The organism is Actinomyces viscosus (genome assembly GCF_900637975.1).
Taxonomy (GTDB): Bacteria; Actinomycetota; Actinomycetes; order Actinomycetales; family Actinomycetaceae; genus Actinomyces; species Actinomyces viscosus.
This window is the reverse complement of sequence record NZ_LR134477.1, coordinates 3,445,719-3,464,824: the sequence shown is the minus strand read 5'-3', so window position 1 is coordinate 3,464,824 and position 19,106 is coordinate 3,445,719. Positions and strand designations below refer to the sequence as shown.

Sequence of the window (19,106 nt, the reverse complement as noted above, 5' to 3'; positions counted from 1 at the left end):
GCGGGAGCAACCGTCGTCGCGGCGCACTACTGTGCTGCCATGGCATCACTGGCGCGACTGGGCCGACCGACCGGACCGAGACCCGGTTTCTCGCGCGACGACGTCGTCGACGCGGCACTCGAGATCGGCATCGCGGACTTCACGCTGACGGCGGTGGCCAAGCGGCTGGGCGTGGCGGACTCGGGGCTGTACCGCACGATCGCCTCGCGCGAGGACCTGCTGGCCGCCTGCCTGGAGCGGATCGCCTCCCGGGTCGAGGTCCCGCGTCCGGGGAGGAGCTGGCCCGAGACGGTCCGGGCGCACGTCGAGGCCGTCTGGGGGATGCTGGAGCAGTACCCAGGCCTGGCCGGCGTCATCATGGGGGTGCCGTGGGCGCACCAGCTCTTCGCCGGCCCCGTCTCCCAGGCGTGTCAGGTGCTGGTCGACGGAGGGCTTGAGGCCGAGGAGGCCAGGGTGGTCCTGGACTTCGTGGGCGACACCGTCATCTCCACGCACGCGCAGATCGAGGTCATGCGCTCCCCCGTCGGCCGCTCCGGGCTCCCCGCGCCGACCGGGCAGGAGCCGGCGGAGGACACCCCCGCCTCCGAGCGCGGCGGTTCCACGGGGCTGCAGGAGGCGAGCCGCCTGGCGGCCACCAGTCGGGCGCCGTCCCTGCCCGAGGCGCTGACCCCGAACGAGAGCTGGCTGGAGCGCGGCGGCCTGGACCGCAAGATCGAGATCATCATCCGGGGAGTGGCCGCCGGCGCGACACAGCAGGGGTCAGGGGACGCCGGCAGGCATCAGTGAATGACTGTCAGTGAACGACGCTGACGTCCAGCGGCATCCCTGAGTCCGGGGCGAAGTCCATGGGGCTGGGGGCAACGCCGGCGCGCACGGCCGCCGAGCCCAAGGCGGCGATCTGGGCGCCGTTGTCGGTGCAGAAGCGCAGCGGCGGCAGGCGCAGGGTGATGCCGGCTGCCTCGCAGCGCTCGGCGGCCAGGGACCGCAGGCGGGAGTTGGCGGAGTATCCACCTCCGACGACGAGCGTGTCGCAGCCGGTGTCCAGGCAGGCCTGGACCGCCTTGGCCGTCAGGGAGTCGTTGACGGCCTCGGAGAAGGCGGCGCACACGTCGGCGCCGGGCACCTCCTGGCCGGCATCCTCCAGGGACTCGACGTAGCGGGCCACCGCGGTCTTGAGACCGGAGAAGGAGAAGTCGTAGCGGTGGCGCTCCTTGTCCTTGCCGGCGGCCAGGCCGCGAGGGAAGCGGATGGCGCTGCGGTCGCCCTCCTGGGAGAGCCGGTCCACGTGGGGGCCACCCGGGTAGGGCAGCCCCAGGAGCCGACCGACCTTGTCGAAGGCCTCGCCGGCGGCGTCGTCGAGGGTGCCGCCGAGCTCGACGACGTCGGTGGCGATGTCGCGGATGCTCAGGAGGTTGGAGTGACCGCCGGAGACGATGAGCCCGATGAACCGCTCGGGCAGGGGGCCGTCGACCAGCTCGTCGACCGCCAGGTGCCCGATGACGTGGTTGACGCCGTAGACCGGCCTGCCCAGGCTCGCGGCCAGGGCCTTGGCGGCGGAGATTCCGACGGTCAGGGAACCGATGAGCCCGGGGCCGGCGCACACCGCGACGGCGTCGACCTCGCCCAGATCGACGTCGGCCTTCTCCAGCGCGGCGTCGAGGGTGGGCAGGAAGGACTCCAGGTGGGCGCGCGAGGCGATCTCGGGGATGATCCCGCCGAAGCGCGCGTACTGGTCCATGGAGGTGGCGGTGACGTCGGCGAGGAGCTCGCGCCCGCGCACGAGGGCCACGCCGGTCTCGTCGCAGGTGGACTCGATGCCGAGGATGAGAGGATCGCTCACAAGCCCACAGCCTATCGCCTGCCGGCACGGGCTGACGCCAGGCGCCTTCGGGCACTGTCCCCGCTGGGCAACGGACGCGTGCGGCAGGCGGCACGACGCATGAGGAGGCACCCGTGACTGAGCCCGGCAACCCAGACCTGGTGGTGGGCGACGACGGCCTGGCCAGACCGCGCTGGGCCGCCACCGACCCGCTGCTGCGCGAGTACTACGACACCGAGTGGGGTATGCCGGTGCGCGATGAGCGGGGTGTCTTCGAGCGGTTGAGCCTGGAGGCCTTTCAGTCGGGACTGTCCTGGGCGACGATCCTGCGCAAGCGACCGGCCTTCCGCGACGCCTTCGCCGGATTCGACCCCGAGATCGTGGCCGGCTTCGGGCAGGCGGAGGTGGACCGCCTGCTGGGGAATACGGGAATCGTGCGCAACCGGGCCAAGATCCTGGCCACCATCGACAACGCCCGCGCGACGCTGCGCCTCAGGGAGGCGGGCGACGTCGACGGCGGCCTGGCGGGCCTGGTGTGGTCCTACCAGCCGGAGTCGACTCCCCGGCCGCGCAGGCTGGAGGACGTCCCTACGCAGTCACCGCAGTCGGCCGCCCTGTCCCGCGACCTCAAGCGCCGCGGCTTCCGCTTCGTCGGCCCGACGACGATGCACGCCCTCATGGAGGCGATCGGGATCATCGATACCCACCTGGTCGGCTCCCACCGCCGCGGCAGCTCCGGGGTGTGGGCATAGCACGGCCACGGCCCGTCTTTCGTTGGTACCCTGTGACGGCCGTATCCGCTCCTTCTTCCCTCGTTCCCTTGATTCCGTCTCAGGAGGCACCATGACTGTTCACCCGGCCGTCCAGCTGATGTCGTCGAGCGGTCCCGCCGGGGAACCGGTGCGCCTGGCCCGGGCCGAGGCGATCCTGTGCGACATGGACGGCACGCTCGTGGACTCCTCGGCGGTCGTGGAATCCATGTGAAGCTCCTTCGCCCGCGACCACGGCATGAGCGAGCGCTTCGACGAGATCATGGCCTACTCCCCCGGACGCACCGGTATCGACACGATCCGTCGGTTCCTGCCGGAGCTGGCCTCGGAGGAGCACGACGCCATCCACGAGCGCTTCGCCCAGGAGGAGATCGTGCGCACGGCCGGGCGAATGGCCGAGATCCCCGGCGCCGCGGCACTGGTGACCGCGCTGATCGACGCCGGCGTCCCCCTGGCCCTGGTCACCTCGGCCCCGATCGAGCTCATGCGAGTGCGCATGCAGGAGGCCGGGGTCCCCATTCCGGCGGTTGCCGTCTCAGCCGACGACGTCGCCCGCGGAAAGCCCGATCCCGGCGCCTATCTCAAGGCCGCCGAGCTCCTGGACGTGCCCATCTCCTCCTGCCTGGTGCTGGAGGACGCCGCCTCCGGCTACACCGCAGCCCAGCGGGCCGGAGCCCAGATCCTCCTCGTGGGCGACGGTGTTCCCGAGGCCGACCCGCAGGTGCCTCGGATTCCGGACTTCACCGGGGTGACCTTCACCGTCGTCGGCTAGCCCCTCACACCGAGCCGGGCACTTTTCGCGTGGCCCAACAGAATTTCTGCAGGGGTACGCGAAAAGTGCCCGGCTCGGTGGATGAGGGTGGAGAGGTGGTCAGTGGGCGTGCTGGCCCTTCCACAGGGCGTGGCCCAGGTCGCGGTTGAGGCGCGAGATGACCTCGAGAGGCACCGACTTGGGGCACACGGCCGCGCACTCACCGATGTTCGTGCAGCCGCCGAAGCCCTCGGCGTCGTGCTGATTGAGCATGCTCACCACGCGGGCGAGGCGCTCAGGCTGCCCCTGCGGCAGCAGCCCCAGGTGCGAGATCTTCGCACCCGTGAACAGCATCGCCGAGGCGTTGGGGCAGGCGGCCACGCAGGCGCCGCAGCCGATGCAGGCGGCGGCCTCGAAGGCGGCGTCGGCCTTCTCCTTCTGTACGGGCACCGAGTGCGCCTCGGGGGCACCACCGGTGTTGACCGAAATGTAGCCGCCGGCCTGGACGATGCGGTCCAGGGCGGAGCGGTCCACGATGAGGTCGCGCAGCACCGGGAAGCCGGTGGAGCGCCACGGCTCGATCGTGATGGTGGAGCCGTCCTTGAAGGAGGGGTCCTCCGCCAGGTGACGCATGTGCAACTGGCAGGTGGTCGAGCGGATCGGCCCGTGGGCCTGCCCGTTGATGACCACACCGCACTGACCGCAGATGCCCTCGCGGCAGTCGGAGTCGAAGGCCACCGGCTCCTTGCCCTCGGCGAAGAGCTGCTCGTTGAGCAGGTCGAGGACCTCGAGGAAGCTCATGTGCTCCTCGATCCCGCTCATGGCGTACTCCTCAAAGTGGCCCTTCGAGTCCTTGTTCTTCTGGCGCCAGATCTTGAGCTTGATGTTCACTTGTAACTCCGCTGCTTGAGCTCGATGTCCTTGTAGACGAGGTCCTCCTTGTGGAGGATCGGCGGACGGTTCTCCCCGCCCCACTCCCAGGCGGCGACGTAGAGGAACTCGTCATCGTGCCGCATGGCCTCACCCTCGGGCGTCTGGGACTCCGCCCGGAAGTGACCACCGCAGGACTCACGCCGGTGCAGGGCGTCGATGCACATGAGCTCGGCCAGCTCGAAGAAGTCCAGCAGCCGGCCGGCCTTCTCCAGGGCCTGGTTGAGCTCGTCGGCCTGGCCCGTGATGCGGGCGTCGCGCCAGAACTCCTCCTTGAGGGCCCGGATCTGCTTGATGGCGTCGCGCAGACCGGCGTCACGCCGCTCCATGCCGCAGTACTCCCACATGATGCGTCCCAGGGCCATGTGGAAGTCGTCCACGCTGCGGGTTCCGCGCAGGGCCATGAGGCGGGCGACCCGCTCCTCGACGGAGCGCTTGGCCTCGGCGATCTCCGGGGCGTTCGGGTCGACCTTGCCCAGGCGCAGCATGTCCGCCAGGTAGTCGTTCATGGTGTCGGGCAGGACGAAGTAGCCGTCGGCCAGGCCCTGCATGAGCGCCGAGGCGCCCAGGCGGTTGGCGCCGTGGTCGGAGAAGTTCGCCTCACCGGCGATGTAGAGGCCCGGGACGTTGGACTCCAGGTCGTAGTCCACCCACAGGCCGCCCATCGTGTAGTGCACGGCCGGGTAGATGCGCATGGGGACCTCGTAGGGGTCGTCGCCGGTGATGCGCTGGTACATCTCGAACAGGTTGCCGTAGCGGGCGGAGACGGCGTCCTTGCCCAGGCGGCCGATGGCCTCGGAGAAGTCCAGGTAGACGCCGCGACGCATCATCCGCTCGTTGCCGTTGGCGTCGCGCTCCTTGATGGCCGGGCCCACGCCGCGGCCCTCGTCGCACATGTTCTTGGCCTGACGCGAGGCGATGTCACGCGGCACGAGGTTTCCGAAGGCCGGGTAGATGCGCTCGAGGTAGTAGTCGCGAGCCTCCTCGGGGATGTCGCGCGGGTCCTTGTCGCAGTCCTCGGCCCGCTTAGGCACCCAGATGCGTCCGTCGTTGCGCAGCGACTCACTCATGAGGGTGAGCTTGGACTGGAAGTCTCCGGACTGCGGGATGCAGGTGGGGTGGATCTGCGTGTAGCAGGGGTTGGCGAAGTAGGCGCCCTTGCGGTGCGCGCGCCAGATGGCGGTGGCGTTGCAGCCCATCGCGTTGGTGGACAGGAAGAACACGTTGCCGTACCCGCCGCTGGCCAGGACGACGGCGTCGGCCAGGTGGGTCTCGATCTCACCGGAGACCATGTCGCGGGTGACGATGCCGCGGGCGCGCCCGTCGACGAGGATGAGCTCGACCATCTCGTGGCGGCGGAACTCCTTGACCGTCCCGGCGTGCACCTGACGCTCCAGGGCCTGGTAGGCGCCGATGAGGAGCTGCTGGCCGGTCTGGCCGCGGGCGTAGAAGGTACGGGAGACCTGGACGCCACCGAAGGAGCGGTTGTCCAGCAGGCCGCCGTACTCGCGGGCGAAGGGGACGCCCTGGGCCACGCACTGGTCGATGATGTTGGCGCTGACCTCGGCCAGGCGGTAGACGTTGTCCTCGCGGGCGCGGTAGTCGCCGCCCTTGACCGTGTCGTAGAAGAGCCGGTAGGTGGAGTCGCCGTCGTTGCGGTAGTTCTTCGCGGCGTTGATACCGCCCTGGGCGGCGATGGAGTGCGCCCGGCGGGCGGAGTCCTGGTAGAAGAAGACCTTGACGTTGTAGCCCTGCTCGCCCAGGGAGGCGGCAGCGGCGCCGCCGGCCAGGCCGGAGCCGACGACGATGATGTCCAGCTTGCGGCGGTTGGCGGGGTTGACGAGCTTGGCCTCGAACTTGCGCTGCTCCCAGCGCCTGTCGATCGGGACGGAGTGGGGGGCCTTGGTGTCGGCGATCTTCTCGCCCTCGTAGTACAGGCCGTCGATGAGTTCAGTCATAGTCGTTCACTCTCAGTGGGTCGCCGCAACACACTCGGCGAAGTGCTCGGCGGAGGAGCCGATCGCATCACAGAACTGCGGGTAGTAGTCGGCAGCGGACATGGGGGCGTCGACATAGCCGAAGAGGATCGCCGTCGGAACGATCATGAAGCCGGCGAACAGCGCGAAGGCCACCACGAAGGCGATCAGCCGGATGAAGGGGATGGTGCCTCCTCGCACCGCACCCAGCGTCTGCAGGGCCGACCACACGCCGTGCCACACGTGCAGGCACAGGGACACCAGCGCGATCGCGTAGATGAGCCACACCCACCACAGCTGGAAGCCGTAGTACATGTTGAGGTAGGCGCGTCCGTGCACGTACTGGCCCCCCGGCGTCAGTGACAGGGTGGTGAACTGCAGGATGTGCCAGATGATGAACAGCAGGAGGATGACGCCGCCCCAGCGCATGGTGCGCATGGCGTAGCGGGAGGCGAAGTACTCGGCGCCGGGCTTCTTGACGGCGTACTTGTCGTTGCCACGGGCCCGCTTGTTGCGCACCCACAGGTGGAAGGCGCTGCCGGCGTGAGCCAGGAGGCAGGCCATGAGCGCCAGGCGGAGGATCCACAGGAAACCCTCGTAGGGCAGGATTGGTACGAGGATCGCGCGCAGGAACACGGCGTAGTGATCGTAGGCGACCTCACCCTCGAAGTAGTGGAGGTTGCCATAGGCGTGGAAGAGGACGAAGAACAGGAACACCAGCCCCGAGATCGCCATCATGCGCTTCATGAAGACGGTCGTGGAGAAGGCGGTCCGCCTCTTCAGGGAAGGAGCAGATGTTTTGGCCACGGCAAAAGGCTAGCCGGGATTGAAGCCACCTCGGCACCATCTGTGCCGCCACCAGCACCGATACGCCGACAATCCGCAGAATCTCGGGGATTTCGGAAGGCCTCAACGTCGGATTCAACGCTGCGGAATTTGCTGACGCCACCGTCCGAGGCCGCCTTTTCGTCATAGGGGTGTCAGACAAATCTGTGAGGCCTCGGACACTCGAGGCCTCCACCGCAGAAAGCCGTATTTATTGCCGGCCAACACCGTGCCTATCTGCTTCTTCACCCCCGGCGCAATCCTCCCGGTCGGGCGTGCGGATCTTTCGGCCGGGCAGAGCCGCGCGCTCGGCCCAGCCCGACTCAGCTCGGCTCAGCCCGGACTCGACTCACTGACCTCGGCCGCTCCGAGAGGGTCCAGGCGCTGGCGCAGCGTCAGCCGCATGACCACGGCGTCCTCGGGCGGCGCCTGATAGTAGCGGCGGCGTCTGCCGATGGGGACGAACCCGTGCCTGGCGTAGATCCCCTGGGCGGTCTGATTCGACTGGCGCACCTCCAGCAGGACGTCGGGACAGCCCGCCTTCCGGGCGGTGTCCACGAGCTCGGCGAGCATGCCCGAGGCCAGCCCCCGCCCGCGTGCGGCCGGGACGGTGGCGATGGTCAGCAGGTCGGCGCTGGTCAGACCACCGGCGTGGTAGAGGCCGGCATAGCCCAGGAGGCGTCCCCCCGCCGGCCCGGTTCCTGCTCGAGCCCGGAGCCCCACGCGGCTGTCGGCATGATCCGCGCCGTGTTCCTCGCCGGCACCGTCTGGCTCGACACCAGGCTCGGCATCAGTCTCGACGACGACGTAGCGGCGGTCGGCCCGGGGCCCCCGGGAGGCCTCCAGCTCAGCGGTCAGCAGGTCCCGGCTCCATGCCTCGGCGCCGAACAGCTCGCCCTCGAGCCGGGCGATCTCCTCCAGGTCCGCCTCGGTCATCTCCCGCAGCCTGGGCGTCCGCCGTGCTCCCGGTCCCTTGGACACCTGAGTCACCCGGGGCCGGGTCAGCGCACGCGCTTGCGCGCGGCGGGCATCTGCACGTCCGCGTGGCGCAGGTAGAGCGGCTGCACGCCCAGCTCCTCACCGCGGTCCAGACGGGCCAGGGCGATGCGCACCTGGGTCAGGGCATCGCCGGAGACCGGAGCGAGCGCCTCGCGGGAGGAGCCCAGCTCGGCCAGCTCGGGATAGAGGGCGGCGCCGGATCCGGCCACGGCATCGACGGCTCCGGCCCCCTCGACCTGCCCGGCGATCCGCTCGCTGACATGCTCGGCGACCTGGGTCGGGGCGCAGACGTCGATCTCGGTCAGGCGGGTGACGTCGTCGGGCCCGTTGGCACGGAAGAGCGCCGCGTAGACCTCCCGCCTGCGGGCGTCGGTGGCGACCAGGACGACGGGATCCGTCTCGCCCCCGCGAGCCGCGAGCTCGTCGAGGGCGCGGCGGGCGACGGCGTCGAGGCTGGAGACCCCGTGGACGGGGAGGCCTCGGGTGCGCCCCACGACCCTGGCCGTCACGAGCCCGGCCCGCAGCCCGGTGAAGGGGGCCGGCCCGGTGGCCACCACGACGGCCTGCGGTGGGCGTTCGGCGACGTCCTCAGCAGACAGGGCCTCGGAGAGCATCTGCCCCAGGGACTCGGTGTGACGCCGGCTATCGGCCTGCTCGGTGCGGCTGAGTACCCGCAAGGCGCGTCCACCGGCGCCCGCGGTGTCTGCAATGTCAGCGGTGTCGGTGGTGTCAACGACTGCGAGCTGGGCCCCCAGAGAGGAGTCGATCGAGAGGATTCGCACCGGGCCAGCCTATGCCCTCGGGTCCCGGGGGGAGTTGACGCGGCTCTCGGGGATCGTGTCGCCCAGGGTCTCACCGCTGGTCGTGCCGGTGTCGCCCTCGTCTCCGAGGAGGGACAGGTCGATGGCTGCGCGGGGGATGCCCCGCCGCACTGCGACGCCCTGGGTGTCGAACTCGTCACGACTGAGCCGGTCGGCGCGCTCGGCCATGTCGGCACGACTGCGGGCCTGGCGCAGCGGCGCGGTCACCTTGCGCTCATGACGGACCGTGATGATGACGGTGACGACCCCGACGAGGACGACTGCCAGGACCGGCCCCCAGATCGCCCAGCCTCCCGTGGTGGAACGCGCCTCGCTCTGGGCGGCGGTGGTCTTGGGCTTGGAGCCGGCGCGCTCGCGCAGGACCTCTCCGTAGTCGCTCAGCTCGATGGGGCCGGCCAGACGCCGGGTGGCGGCCTCCCCCAGTGCCGTCACCGTAGTGCCGCTGAGCGAGTACCAGGCGTTGGCGTTGCGGTCGTGGATGAGGTGGGCCTCGCCCATCTGGTCGACGTCGGTGGCCAGATCGTCATCGAACACGGGGGTGCAGGTGGTGCGTCCCTTCTCCGTGACGACCTCGAGAAGGCCGATGGGCTTGCCGGCGGCGGTGGCGGTCGCGACCCAGTCGCCGGTGTCGACGGGCTGCGCGGACGGCTGGGAGCCGTCGAGGAAGCCGGGCGCCCAGGTGTAGACGCTTCTGAGGTCTCCGACCGTGATCTCGCCCTGCTCTCCGGTGCTCTGGCGCACCTGGGCCACGCAGTCGCGCTCCATGAGGGTCTTGGCCGCGCTGCGCGAGCCCGAGTCCGTCGAGGTGTCTGCCGGCTCCCCGCTGGGTGCGCTCTGGGCGGTCGGGTCGGTGGCGGCTGCCGGCTCTGAGGCGGCTGGGTCGCCCCCGTTGTCCGGGGCGACGGAGGCGGCGGAGTCACCCGTGCCGGCCGACGGCGGGTCGGTGGCGGCCCGTGCCGGCACCGCGGCCGGGAGGCAGACGGTCAGGAGGAGGACCGCGACGGCGATGCGGGCCAGGTTCCTCGGGCGCCCGCGGTGCTCGGCGGGCCGGATGGGGATGGCGTCGCTCACCGGGGCGACGGGAGAAGGATGGTTCACGACGACGCTCCAGGCTGGTGGGACGCCTCAGCGCCCAGTGGGCTCAGGTCGGTGTCGGCCCATCTCGGGCCGAGGGCGCGCACGGTGATCGTCCGGTTGCCGTCATCGACCCCGCCTAGGTCCACGACGGGGTCCGCCGCTTCCGGGTCACCGGACCGTCCCGAGACGGCCGGGGCGTCGTCGGGCTGCGGGGTGCCGGCGCCGACGGCACCGTGAGGCCGAAGCACCTGGATCTCCAGACGGTCGGGGCTCAGCGCCTCCACCTTCTCCTCGCCCCACTCGACCAGGGTGACCGAACGGTCCAGGGAGGAGTCCAGGTCGAGGGCGTCAATCTCCTCCAGGGAGGTGATCCGGTAGGCGTCGACATGGATGAGGTCGGGGCCTTCGGACAGTGAGGGGTGCACGCGGGCAATGATGAAGGTGGGAGAGGAGACGCGGCCGCGCACCCCCAGGGCAGCGCCAATGCCCTGAGCCAGGGTGGTCTTTCCGGCGCCCAGCCCGCCGGAGAGCATGACGAGGTCGCCGGGGCGGAGCAGGTGCGCCAGGCGAGCGCCAAGGGCCCGGGTTTCATCGGCGTCGCCGGTGGCGACGGTGATCTCGGGGATCGTCTCAGGTGTGTGCGGGGCACCGCTCATGCGTCCTCCTCCGTGCGTGGAGCCGACGACGGGAACCGGCGGGTACCTGACCGACGATATCCGACGTCTGCTGTTCTCCAGGGACGAGCGTAGTCGCCGCCGGCCCCGGCCCCGACGTAGCAGCGCGGGATGCGGGCCCCGAGCCGGGTCACGATCTCGTAGTTGATGGTGCCGCAGGCCTGCGCCCACTCGTCGGCCGTGGGGACGGCCTCGCCCCCCGCGGCGTCCGGGACTCCCCAGAGCACGGCGGTGTCTCCGACCCGGGCAGGCGCAGGCAGGGGCGCGCCGGTCTCGTCCCGGGCCGGACCGAGGTCGACGACCACCTGGTCCATGCACACTCGGCCCACGATGCTGGTCATGATGCCGCCGACTCCCACGGGGCCGGTGGAGCTGGCGGCGCGCGGGATGCCGTCGGAGTAGCCCAGGGGGACGAGCCCCACCCAGCGGTCGGTGGGGGCGCCCCAGGTGCCCCCGTAGGAGACGGGCTGCCCGGCGTCGATGCGCTTGACCTGCACCAGGGCGGACTCCAGGCGCATGGCCGGCCGCAGGCCGAGCGCGGCACTGGTGGCCACGGACGGGTCGGGGCTCAGTCCGTACAGGCCGATCCCCACCCGGACCAGGTCCATGCGGGCCTGCGGGTGCCACAGGAGCCCCCCGGTGGCGGCCAGGTGGCGGATGGAGGGGCTCAGGCCCGCCTCCTGCACGATTCTCTCGGCCTGGTGGTACCGCTCCAGGTGCTCCTCGGTGGAGCCGCTGGCGGGCTCGTCAGCGCGGGACAGGTGGGACCACAGACCGACGACGTCGACCGTCCCCTCATCCACGGCCCGCTTCAGCGCCGCGGCCAGGGCGGGTAGGTCCTCGGCCATGGCGCCGCCGCGCGACATGCCGGTGTCGACCTTGAGGTGCAGACGCGCCACCCTTCCCTGTGCCCGGGCCGCTGCCACCAGGGCCTCGAGCTGAGAGGACGTGGACACCGACAGGTCCAGGTCGGCTGCCAGCGCGGCGCGCAGAGGCGAGTCCGAGGCGGCCGCCCGGACAGGATCCATGACGGGCAGGAGCCAGGTCAGGACCCGGGGGGCCCGGCCGCTGGGCTCCCCCGCGGGGCGGGCCACGCCGGCCTCATCGAGAAGGGAGCGCAGGGTCAGGGCCTCGGCCAGCTGGGCCACCCCCAGCCAGGAGGCCCCCGCCGACAGGGCCGTCAGGGCGATCGGCCCCAGGCCGTGACCGTAGGCGTCGGCCTTGACCACGGCCATCCACGGCACGCCGGCCACCTGCGCCAGGCGTCGACCGTTGTGGGCGACGGCCTCCAGGTCGATGACGGCACGGGAGGTGGCCGCCCTGGGCAACGGGGGCGGGGCGGCTGCGGTTCCCGGTGCGGTGGGCGAGGTCGTTGCTGCTGGGTCCGCGGAGGTGGTCACGGCGCGATTGTCGCACTGGGTGGCCGGTGGCGACCGCGTTTCCTCGCGCACTCGCCCCTGTGAACCATGAGGTTGACGTCGATCAGCTGACACGTCTCAGTGGTGCGGCACCGCCTGAAGCCAGTTGAGCTCGAGGCGGGCCGGGCCGAGGGCCGTGGCGATGTCGAGGGCGGCGATCGGGTGCCCGCCGGTGCCGACGCCCCCGGCGCCCTGCGGGATCGCGGCGGCGTAGGCGCCCGCGAGCGCGTGCAGCCTGACCCCGGCGGCCACCGAGTCGAGCAGGAAGTCGAGCAGGGAGTCACCAGGGGGCGCCGGTACGACGTCGGCGCTCTCCTGCTCCCAGCGGGCGGCTGCTCCGGCCAGGACGGCACCCAGGACCCCGGCGAGCACGTCCCCGCTTCCTGCGGTCGCCATCCAGCAGGGCCCGCAGTCCACGCTGATCAGGGGGCGGTCGGGGGCGGCGATGAGTGTTGTCGCGCCCTTGAGCAGGACGGTGGCGCCGCTGAGTCGGGAGAGCTCGCGGGCGGCGTGGGCCGGGTGGGCCTCGACGCGCTCGCGCTGCCAGCGCCGGGTCGTCCCAGCAAGCGCCTCGGGCCCCGTCAACGCCTCCAGGAGGGCGGCGGCCTCGCCGGCGTGCGGGGTCAGGACGTGGAGCGGCGTGCAGCTCAGGTCCTCGGTGAGAAGATCGGCCAGGATGCTCAGGGCTCCGGCGTCGACGACGGTGGGCGGCCCGGTCGGGGCAGTGCCGGCAGCGGGCCCGATGGTTCTCTCACCAGTTCTCCCACCGGAGCCGGCCTCGTCCACACCCCGTCCGGCCCGGCTGCCGTGAGCGGGAACGAGGGTGAGGCGCAGCAGGTCCCGCAGCTCATCGGCCCGGGTGGTGTCGGCGGGGTCGACGCCCGGTCCCAGGACGAGGGCCTGGCTGCGTCCCGCGGTGGGGACGACCTCGGGGCGGGCAGCCAGGACGAGGTCCTCCACGCGCCTGGGGGCGGCCAGGCGCACCATGCCGGCTCCGGCGCGCACCGCGCCGCTGGCGGCCAGGACGGCCGCGCCGGGGTAGGACTCGCTGCCGGCCCACAGGCCCACAACGCCACGGGTGTACTTGTGGTCGCTGGTGCCGGGTTCGGGAACGGCTCGCGTCAGGTAGTCGCCCAGGCCGCCGTCAACGGGGCGGCGGGCGATGGGCCGGCTCGGGGGCACCGGCAGACCGAGGGGGACGACCTCGACGACGCCGCACAGGTGCCGGGCCGGGGGCAGGCACAGGCACCCCTTGAGACAGGTGAAGGTCACGGTGCGGTCGGCGGCGAGGACCGGCCCGTCGACCGTGCCGTCGTCGACGCCGGTTCCGCTGGGCAGGTCGACGGCGATGACGCGCAGTGGGCGCCGCCCCGGCTCTCCGGCGGCGAGGAGCGGGGCGATGAGGGCGGCCGCGTCGGGCCGCAGTGGTCCGGTGGCGCCGATGCCGGTGAGCCCGTCAAGCACGAGTCCGCCCCGGGCCAGGAAGGCCTCGACGGCGGCGACGGCCTCGGCGCTGTCCTGGTCGGCCCCGTCCTCGCTGCGGTAGCCGGCGCCGTAGACGGTGACGCCGTGGCTGCGGGCCTCCTCAAGGGCGACGGGATGGGGGTGCTCGGTGGCGAGCACGGCGCTGACCGCGCAGCCGTTGTGCGACAGCAGCCCCCCGGCCAGCAGGGTGTCGGCGCCGTTGTGCCCGCCGCCGACCAGGAGGAGCACCGGTGCCCCCGCGATCCATCCCGGGCCCACCTGGGCCCCTCCCCCGTCGGCCGACGTCCCCGTCGGCGTCGCCGGGGAGACCGGCGAGGTGGGCGTCGCCACCGGCCCGGCGGGGCTGATGGAGGAGAACGGGGCGATGGTGGGCCTGGCGGGGGCCGTCACGGTTCCGGGGACGATGGGGCCCTGGCGCAGCTCGCGCAGGGCGGCCCGTGCCACCGCGTGGGCGGCGGCTCTCATATAGCGGTCGGTACCCGCGGTCGCAGGGGCTTCTGCCGCTGCGACCTCCTGGGCGGGCCAGGCGCAGGTGGTGGGGTCGGTGACGTCGTCGGAACGCGTGAAGTCGTTGAGGTCACTCACCTGTCCCATTGTCCTCGCCTCGCCGTTCCTCGCCCCTCCAGCAAGGTTCTGAGACGAATGGTTTCAGAGCATGAGACTCCTTGGGGGTCCGTCGCCTTCCCCGTGAGCCCAGGAGGTTGTCCGTTCCAGAGAAAGGCGGCGCGTTCAGCCCTCGTCGCCCCGGCCCACCCGGCACAATGGCCGAGTGATCCGCGCAGTAGGGACTGACCTGGTCGATGTCACCCGCCTCGAAGGCTATATGGACCGGGTACCCGGCCTGCGCGAGCGTCTCTTCACCCCCGCCGAGCTGGCCGCCTGCCAGAAGCGGGCCGCCTCCCTGGGGGCGCGCCTGGCCGCGAAGGAGGCAGTTCTCAAGGCACTGGGGTCGGCCTACGCCGAGCTCGGGCTGGACGCGCCCGAGGGCTGGGCCTACAGGGACATCGAGGTGACCTCCTCACCCGGCACCCCGCCGCACCTGCGCCTGACCGGGGCCGCCGCGATGGCCGCGCGTCAGGCGGGTATCGGCCACTGGCACCTCTCACTGGCCCACGACGGCGGCATGGCGCAGGCCTTCGTCGTCGCCCAGGCCGATCACGTGGACAACGACGACGACCTGACCCTGTCCTCCCAGCGCTCCGAGGCGCGCACGAAGCCGCAGGTCAGGTCCCTGCGCCCAGCCCAGTAGGCGCCGGGCCCGCACTGCGGGCCCGGCGCCGTCGAGGGTCGCGTCGGTGCGTCGCCGTCGGTCCTACTCGACGGTGACGGACTTGGCCAGGTTGCGCGGCTGGTCGATGTCCAGCCCCTTGGCCCCGGCCAGGGCTGCGGCGAAGACCTGCAGCGGCACCACGGTCAGCAGCGGCCACAGGATCGTGGGGGTGGCGGGCACCCGGATGATGTGGTCGGCGAAGGGCTCGACGTCGGCATCGCCCTCCTCGGCGATGACGATGGTGCGCGCGCCGCGGGCCCGGATCTCCTGGATGTTGGAGATGACCTTGTCGTGCAGGATGGGACGGCGCGGGGTGGGCACGATGACGAAGACCGGCAGGCCCTCCTCGATAAGCGCGATCGGGCCGTGCTTGAGCTCGCCGGCGGCGAAGCCCTCGGCGTGGACGTAGGCGAGCTCCTTGAGCTTGAGAGCGCCCTCCAGCGCCACGGGGAAGCCGACGTGGCGCCCCAGGAACAGGAAGGAGGACCTGTCCGCCAGCTCGGCGCCCAGGTCGCGGACCTTGGCCTCCTGACTGTCCAGGACGTGCTGGATCCGGTCCGGCATGGCGGCGAGGTTGTCCAGGTACTCGGCGACCTCGTCGGGCCACTTGTTGCCGCGCAGCTGAGCCAGGTACAGCCCCAGCAGGTAGCAGGCGGTGATCTGGGCGAGGAAGGCCTTGGTGGAGGCCACGGCGACCTCGGGGCCGGCGTGGGTGTAGAGGACGGCGTCGGCCTCGCGGGCGATGGTCGAGCCGTAGGTGTTGACGATGGCCAGGACCTTGCTGCCCTGCTCGCGGGCGTGGCGCACGGCCTGGATGGTGTCCATGGTCTCCCCGGACTGGGAGATGGCGACGGTCAGGGTCTTCTCGCTGACGACGGGGTCGCGGTAGCGGAACTCGTGGGCGAGCTCGACCTCGACGGGGATGCGGCACCAGTGCTCGATGGCGTACTTGGCCACGTGACCGGCATAGGCGGCGGTGCCGCAGGCGATGACGATGATCTTGTCGACGCTGCGCAGGACGGCGGGGTCGATGCGCATCTCGTCGAGCTGGAGCTCGCCGCGCTCGTCGACACGGCCGCGCAGGGTGTCGGCCACGGCGGTGGGCTGCTCGTGGATCTCCTTGTCCATGAAGGTGTCGTAACCGCCCTTGACGGCGGCGGAGGCGTCCCAGGAGACCTCCCAGGTCTTGGGCTCGACGTCGTTGCCGTCCTTGTCCCAGACACGCACGGCGTCGGCGGTCAGGAGGAGGACCTGGTCGTCGTCGACCTCGGCGGCCTTCTTGGTGAAGGCGACGAAGGCCGCGACGTCGCTGCCCAGGAAGTTCTCGCCGTCGCCCAGGCCGATGACCAGGGGGCTGGAGCGGCGGGCAGCGACGATGGCGGCGGGGGCCAGGTCCGTGACGGCCAGGAGCGCGAAGGCGCCCTCGAGGCGCGCGGTGACGGCCTGCATCGAGGCGACCAGCAGGTCGGCGACCCGGTCCGGGTCGGAGGCGGCGGCCGGGTCCTGGCGCAGGCGGGTGGTGAAGTCGATGTCCAGCACGTGGGCGACGACCTCGGTGTCGGTGTCGGAGACGAGCTCGCGGCCGGCGGCCTCGACCTCCTCACGCAGCGGGCGGAAGTTCTCGATGATGCCGTTGTGGACCACGGCGAGGTGACCGGCGCGGTGGGGGTGGGCGTTGACCGTCGTCGGGCCGCCGTGCGTGGCCCAGCGGGTGTGGCCGATGCCCGCGGTGGCGGGGGCCGGCGGAGTGGCCTCCAGCAGCGCGCGCAGGCCGGAGAGCTTGCCCGCCTCCTTGATGACGTCCAGACCGGAAGGGCCGACCAGGGCGACGCCGGCGGAGTCGTAACCGCGGTACTCCAGACGACCGAGGCCGTCCATCAGAACAGTAAGGGAACGAGAGGAACCAGTATCAGTCAGAGGGCCGACGTGGCCGACAATTCCACACATGCTCCGATCGAATCATGCTGACGCGACGTTGACAACGAGCGCAGGGCCACGTCGGTGTGATCTCGGTGTAACGCCGGCGCGATCCCGATGAGATCTCAACGAGATCCCATCGGGATCTCACTGAGTCCTCTTCGATCCTTCGAGATTGTCCGTCAAGCGCCTCTTTTTGCGACACTGTGTCGGTGACCTCCGAGCTGAGCGACCCGAGTGACCCGGGCATCCCGGGCGCCTCGCCCTATATCGAGCTGGACCGCGACCAGTGGTCCGCCCTGGCGTCATCGGCACCGCTGCCGCTGACCCAGGCCGACGTCGAGAAGCTGCGGGGCCTGGGCGACCCCATCGACCTGGCCGAGGTGGACGCCGTCTACCGTCCCCTGACCGCGCTGCTGGAGGACTACATCGCCACCTCGCGTGAGCGCGCGCACCGCACCGGCACCTTCCTGGGCGTGGACGAGCCGCCCACGCCCTTCGTCGTCGCGGTGGCCGGATCGGTCGCCGTCGGCAAGTCGACGACGGCGCGTCTCATCGCCCACCTGCTCACCCGCTTCCCGGACACCCCCCGCGTGGACCTGGTGACCACCGACGGCTTCCTGCTGCCCAACCGGGTCCTCGAGGAGCGCGGGCTCATGGCCCGCAAGGGCTTCCCCGAGTCCTACGACCGCCGGGCGCTGCTGGAGTTCGTCGCGGCCGTGAAGTCCGGCAGCGAGCGGGTTCAGGCACCCGTCTACTCCCACACGGTCTACGACATCGTCCCGGGCCGGCACGTGACGGTCGAGCGCCCCGACATCCTCGTCCTGGAGGGGCTCAACGTCCTCCAGCCGGCCCCGCGGGGAACGCGGCCCGGGTCCTCTGCCCTGGCGGTCAGTGACTTCATCGACTTCTCGATCTACGTCGACGCCGACCCCGTGGACATCCGCCGCTGGTACCTGGACCGGTTCCTCACCCTGAAGCACACGGCCTTCACCCAGCCGGGATCCTACTTCCGGCGCTTCGCCGAGATTCCCGACGACGTCGCCCTGGCCGGGGCGGGTGAGATCTGGGAGAGCGTCAACCTGGTCAACCTGCGCGAGAACATCGCCCCCACCCGGGGCCGGGCCACCCTGGTCCTGACCAAGGACTCCGAGCACCGCATGAGCCGGGTCCTGCTGCGCAAGTCCTGAACAGGCCTGAGCGGGGCTGAGCGGGCCTGCGCCGCCCGACCCTGAAGCCGGTATGAAGGCGGTCTGAAACCGGAGGGCCGCAGGCTGGCGGCCATGACAGCACAGGCAAGCACCAAGGCTCCTATGAACATTCTCGTCGTCGGCCTGGGGGTGATCGGGACGACCTACGGGTACCTCTTCCAGAAGGCCGGCCACCGAGTCGAGCACCTGGTTCGCAGCAGCAGCGCACGGTCCGGGATCAGCTCGCTCGAGGTGGAGATCCTCGACGGCAGGACCGATCCGAAGGGCTCGTTGTCCCGCGGCCGCTACAGCGTTCACCACCATGTTCACCACCATGCACACGACCGTTACGACCTCATTGTGGTCTCGGTGCCGCAGGGCAGGATCGCCGAGGTGATGGCCGACCTCGATGCGGAGGGCATCGAGGGGCCCGTTCTGCTGTTCTGTGGTTTCTGGGGAGAGCGTGAGGAGCTCGACCACCTGATGGCCGGTCGCGACATCCTTCTGGGGTACCCGGTGGCGGGCGGGAGCATCACGGGCAACCGGCTCGACTGCTGCGTCTTCGACCACGTCATGCTGGAGCGGCGCGACAGGGCCCGTTTCCCCGGCTACGAGCAGGTGGAGGCGCTGTTCGACTCCTGCGGTATCAGCCTGGAGCGTCCCCACGACATGCTCGAGTGGATCTGGTTGCACATGGCGATCAATGCCGGCGTCGGTGCCGTGGCGGGGATGTACGGCGACATTGAGGACACGACGCGCTCTGCTGAGCGGCTCATGAGCTCAACCAGGACGCTGGCCCGGGTGGTCAGGGCGATTCGCGAGACGTCCAGGATCGTGGCGTCGCGCGGCGTCGACCTGAGGCGCTACCGCGGCGAGCTGCTCGCCTACCGGCTGCCGACCGCCGTCTCCGCTCCCCTCATGAAACGCATGTTCTCCAAGAACCTTCTCACCCGCAGAATCATGACGCTGCACGGCAATACCGACGACCTGCTGTTCGTCTGCAGAACCGTCTACGAGCAGGGCCGAGGTGGCGGGATTCCCGCCCCCGTCTTCTACGAGAGCTACGAGGCCGCCCGAGACAAGGCCGCCCGCTGCGGCTCCGGCAGCGCTGACGTCGCCCAGCCTTGAAAGGCCGTCATCCGAAACGGGGGAGGCCGGAACGAAACGGCGTGAAACTCGGCCCT

General features: G+C 71.0%; 18 protein-coding genes. 7 read left to right on the top strand and 11 right to left on the bottom strand.

Going from position 1 to position 19,106, the window contains the following annotated elements:
* Positions 1-39: 39 nt before the first annotated feature.
* Positions 40-786 carry a TetR/AcrR family transcriptional regulator gene (locus EL340_RS14710; protein ID WP_126415225.1) on the top strand — a complete coding sequence of 249 codons (747 nt, stop codon included), beginning with the start codon at positions 40-42 and terminating at the stop codon, positions 784-786.
* A 7-nt stretch (positions 787-793) separates the two neighbouring features.
* Here EL340_RS14710 and tsaD read toward each other — a convergent pair whose 3' ends face one another.
* Positions 794-1,840 carry a tRNA (adenosine(37)-N6)-threonylcarbamoyltransferase complex transferase subunit TsaD gene (tsaD, locus tag EL340_RS14705; RefSeq protein WP_126415224.1) on the bottom strand — a complete coding sequence of 349 codons (1,047 nt, stop codon included), beginning with the start codon at positions 1,838-1,840 and terminating at the stop codon, positions 794-796.
* Positions 1,841-1,953: 113 nt separating this feature from the next.
* Here tsaD and EL340_RS14700 point away from each other — a divergent pair, with 113 nt between their 5' ends.
* The 3 genes from EL340_RS14700 to EL340_RS14695 all read left to right on the top strand — a co-directional run bounded on the left by EL340_RS14700 (position 1,954) and on the right by EL340_RS14695 (position 3,361).
* Positions 1,954-2,571, top strand: a complete 618-nt coding sequence (locus EL340_RS14700) for a DNA-3-methyladenine glycosylase I (protein ID WP_126415223.1) — start codon at positions 1,954-1,956, stop codon at positions 2,569-2,571.
* 91 nt (positions 2,572-2,662) lie between these two features.
* Positions 2,663-2,803, top strand: coding sequence for a hypothetical protein (locus tag EL340_RS15655; protein ID WP_232023129.1), 141 nt, complete (start codon positions 2,663-2,665; stop codon positions 2,801-2,803).
* 24 nt (positions 2,804-2,827) lie between these two features.
* On the top strand, positions 2,828-3,361 hold the full coding sequence (locus EL340_RS14695) for an HAD family hydrolase (RefSeq protein ID WP_232023128.1): 534 nt from the start codon (positions 2,828-2,830) through the stop codon (positions 3,359-3,361).
* Between the two features lie 99 nt (positions 3,362-3,460).
* Here EL340_RS14695 and EL340_RS14690 read toward each other — a convergent pair whose 3' ends face one another.
* The 9 genes from EL340_RS14690 to EL340_RS14650 form a co-directional block, all read right to left on the bottom strand.
* The gene (locus EL340_RS14690; protein WP_003785183.1) at positions 3,461-4,231 is read right to left on the bottom strand and encodes a succinate dehydrogenase/fumarate reductase iron-sulfur subunit; all 771 of its coding nucleotides are present in this window, start codon (positions 4,229-4,231) and stop codon (positions 3,461-3,463) included.
* Positions 4,228-6,228 carry a fumarate reductase/succinate dehydrogenase flavoprotein subunit gene (locus EL340_RS14685; protein WP_126415222.1) on the bottom strand — a complete coding sequence of 667 codons (2,001 nt, stop codon included), beginning with the start codon at positions 6,226-6,228 and terminating at the stop codon, positions 4,228-4,230. The genes EL340_RS14690 and EL340_RS14685 overlap by 4 nt, the downstream gene beginning before the upstream one ends.
* A gap of 12 nt (positions 6,229-6,240) precedes the next feature.
* Positions 6,241-6,993, bottom strand: coding sequence for a succinate dehydrogenase cytochrome b subunit (locus tag EL340_RS14680; protein WP_197722416.1), 753 nt, complete (start codon positions 6,991-6,993; stop codon positions 6,241-6,243).
* 411 nt (positions 6,994-7,404) lie between these two features.
* Positions 7,405-8,007, bottom strand: a complete 603-nt coding sequence (locus tag EL340_RS14675) for a GNAT family N-acetyltransferase (protein ID WP_197722321.1) — start codon at positions 8,005-8,007, stop codon at positions 7,405-7,407.
* A gap of 65 nt (positions 8,008-8,072) precedes the next feature.
* Positions 8,073-8,852 (bottom strand): tRNA (adenosine(37)-N6)-threonylcarbamoyltransferase complex dimerization subunit type 1 TsaB, encoded by a 780-nt coding sequence (tsaB, locus tag EL340_RS14670; protein WP_126415219.1) that lies wholly within the window; start codon positions 8,850-8,852, stop codon positions 8,073-8,075.
* Positions 8,853-8,861: 9 nt separating this feature from the next.
* Positions 8,862-9,989 carry an RAD23 family protein gene (locus tag EL340_RS14665; RefSeq protein WP_126415218.1) on the bottom strand — a complete coding sequence of 376 codons (1,128 nt, stop codon included), beginning with the start codon at positions 9,987-9,989 and terminating at the stop codon, positions 8,862-8,864.
* A complete protein-coding gene (gene tsaE, locus EL340_RS14660) occupies positions 9,986-10,624 on the bottom strand; it encodes a tRNA (adenosine(37)-N6)-threonylcarbamoyltransferase complex ATPase subunit type 1 TsaE (protein WP_126415217.1) in 639 nt (212 codons plus the stop codon). Before tsaE ends, EL340_RS14665 begins: the two co-directional genes overlap by 4 nt.
* Positions 10,621-12,042 carry an alanine racemase gene (gene alr / locus EL340_RS14655; protein WP_126415216.1) on the bottom strand — a complete coding sequence of 474 codons (1,422 nt, stop codon included), beginning with the start codon at positions 12,040-12,042 and terminating at the stop codon, positions 10,621-10,623. The genes tsaE and alr overlap by 4 nt, the downstream gene beginning before the upstream one ends.
* Positions 12,043-12,138: 96 nt before the next feature.
* Entirely contained in the window at positions 12,139-14,139 is a 2,001-nt protein-coding gene (locus EL340_RS14650) for a bifunctional ADP-dependent NAD(P)H-hydrate dehydratase/NAD(P)H-hydrate epimerase (RefSeq protein WP_126415215.1), read from the bottom strand.
* A gap of 175 nt (positions 14,140-14,314) precedes the next feature.
* Between EL340_RS14650 and EL340_RS14645 the strand changes: the two genes are divergently transcribed.
* Positions 14,315-14,794, top strand: coding sequence for a holo-ACP synthase (locus EL340_RS14645; RefSeq protein WP_126415214.1), 480 nt, complete (start codon positions 14,315-14,317; stop codon positions 14,792-14,794).
* Between the two features lie 63 nt (positions 14,795-14,857).
* On the opposite strand, the gene glmS is transcribed toward EL340_RS14645, so the two are convergent.
* Positions 14,858-16,762 carry a glutamine--fructose-6-phosphate transaminase (isomerizing) gene (gene glmS, locus EL340_RS14640; RefSeq protein WP_126415213.1) on the bottom strand — a complete coding sequence of 635 codons (1,905 nt, stop codon included), beginning with the start codon at positions 16,760-16,762 and terminating at the stop codon, positions 14,858-14,860.
* A 176-nt stretch (positions 16,763-16,938) separates the two neighbouring features.
* On the opposite strand from glmS, the gene coaA reads away from it, so the two are divergent.
* Positions 16,939-17,922, top strand: a complete 984-nt coding sequence (gene coaA / locus EL340_RS14635; RefSeq protein WP_126415212.1) for a type I pantothenate kinase — start codon at positions 16,939-16,941, stop codon at positions 17,920-17,922.
* A 93-nt stretch (positions 17,923-18,015) separates the two neighbouring features.
* Entirely contained in the window at positions 18,016-19,050 is a 1,035-nt protein-coding gene (locus EL340_RS14630; RefSeq protein WP_232023127.1) for a ketopantoate reductase family protein, read from the top strand.
* Positions 19,051-19,106: the final 56 nt, after the last annotated feature.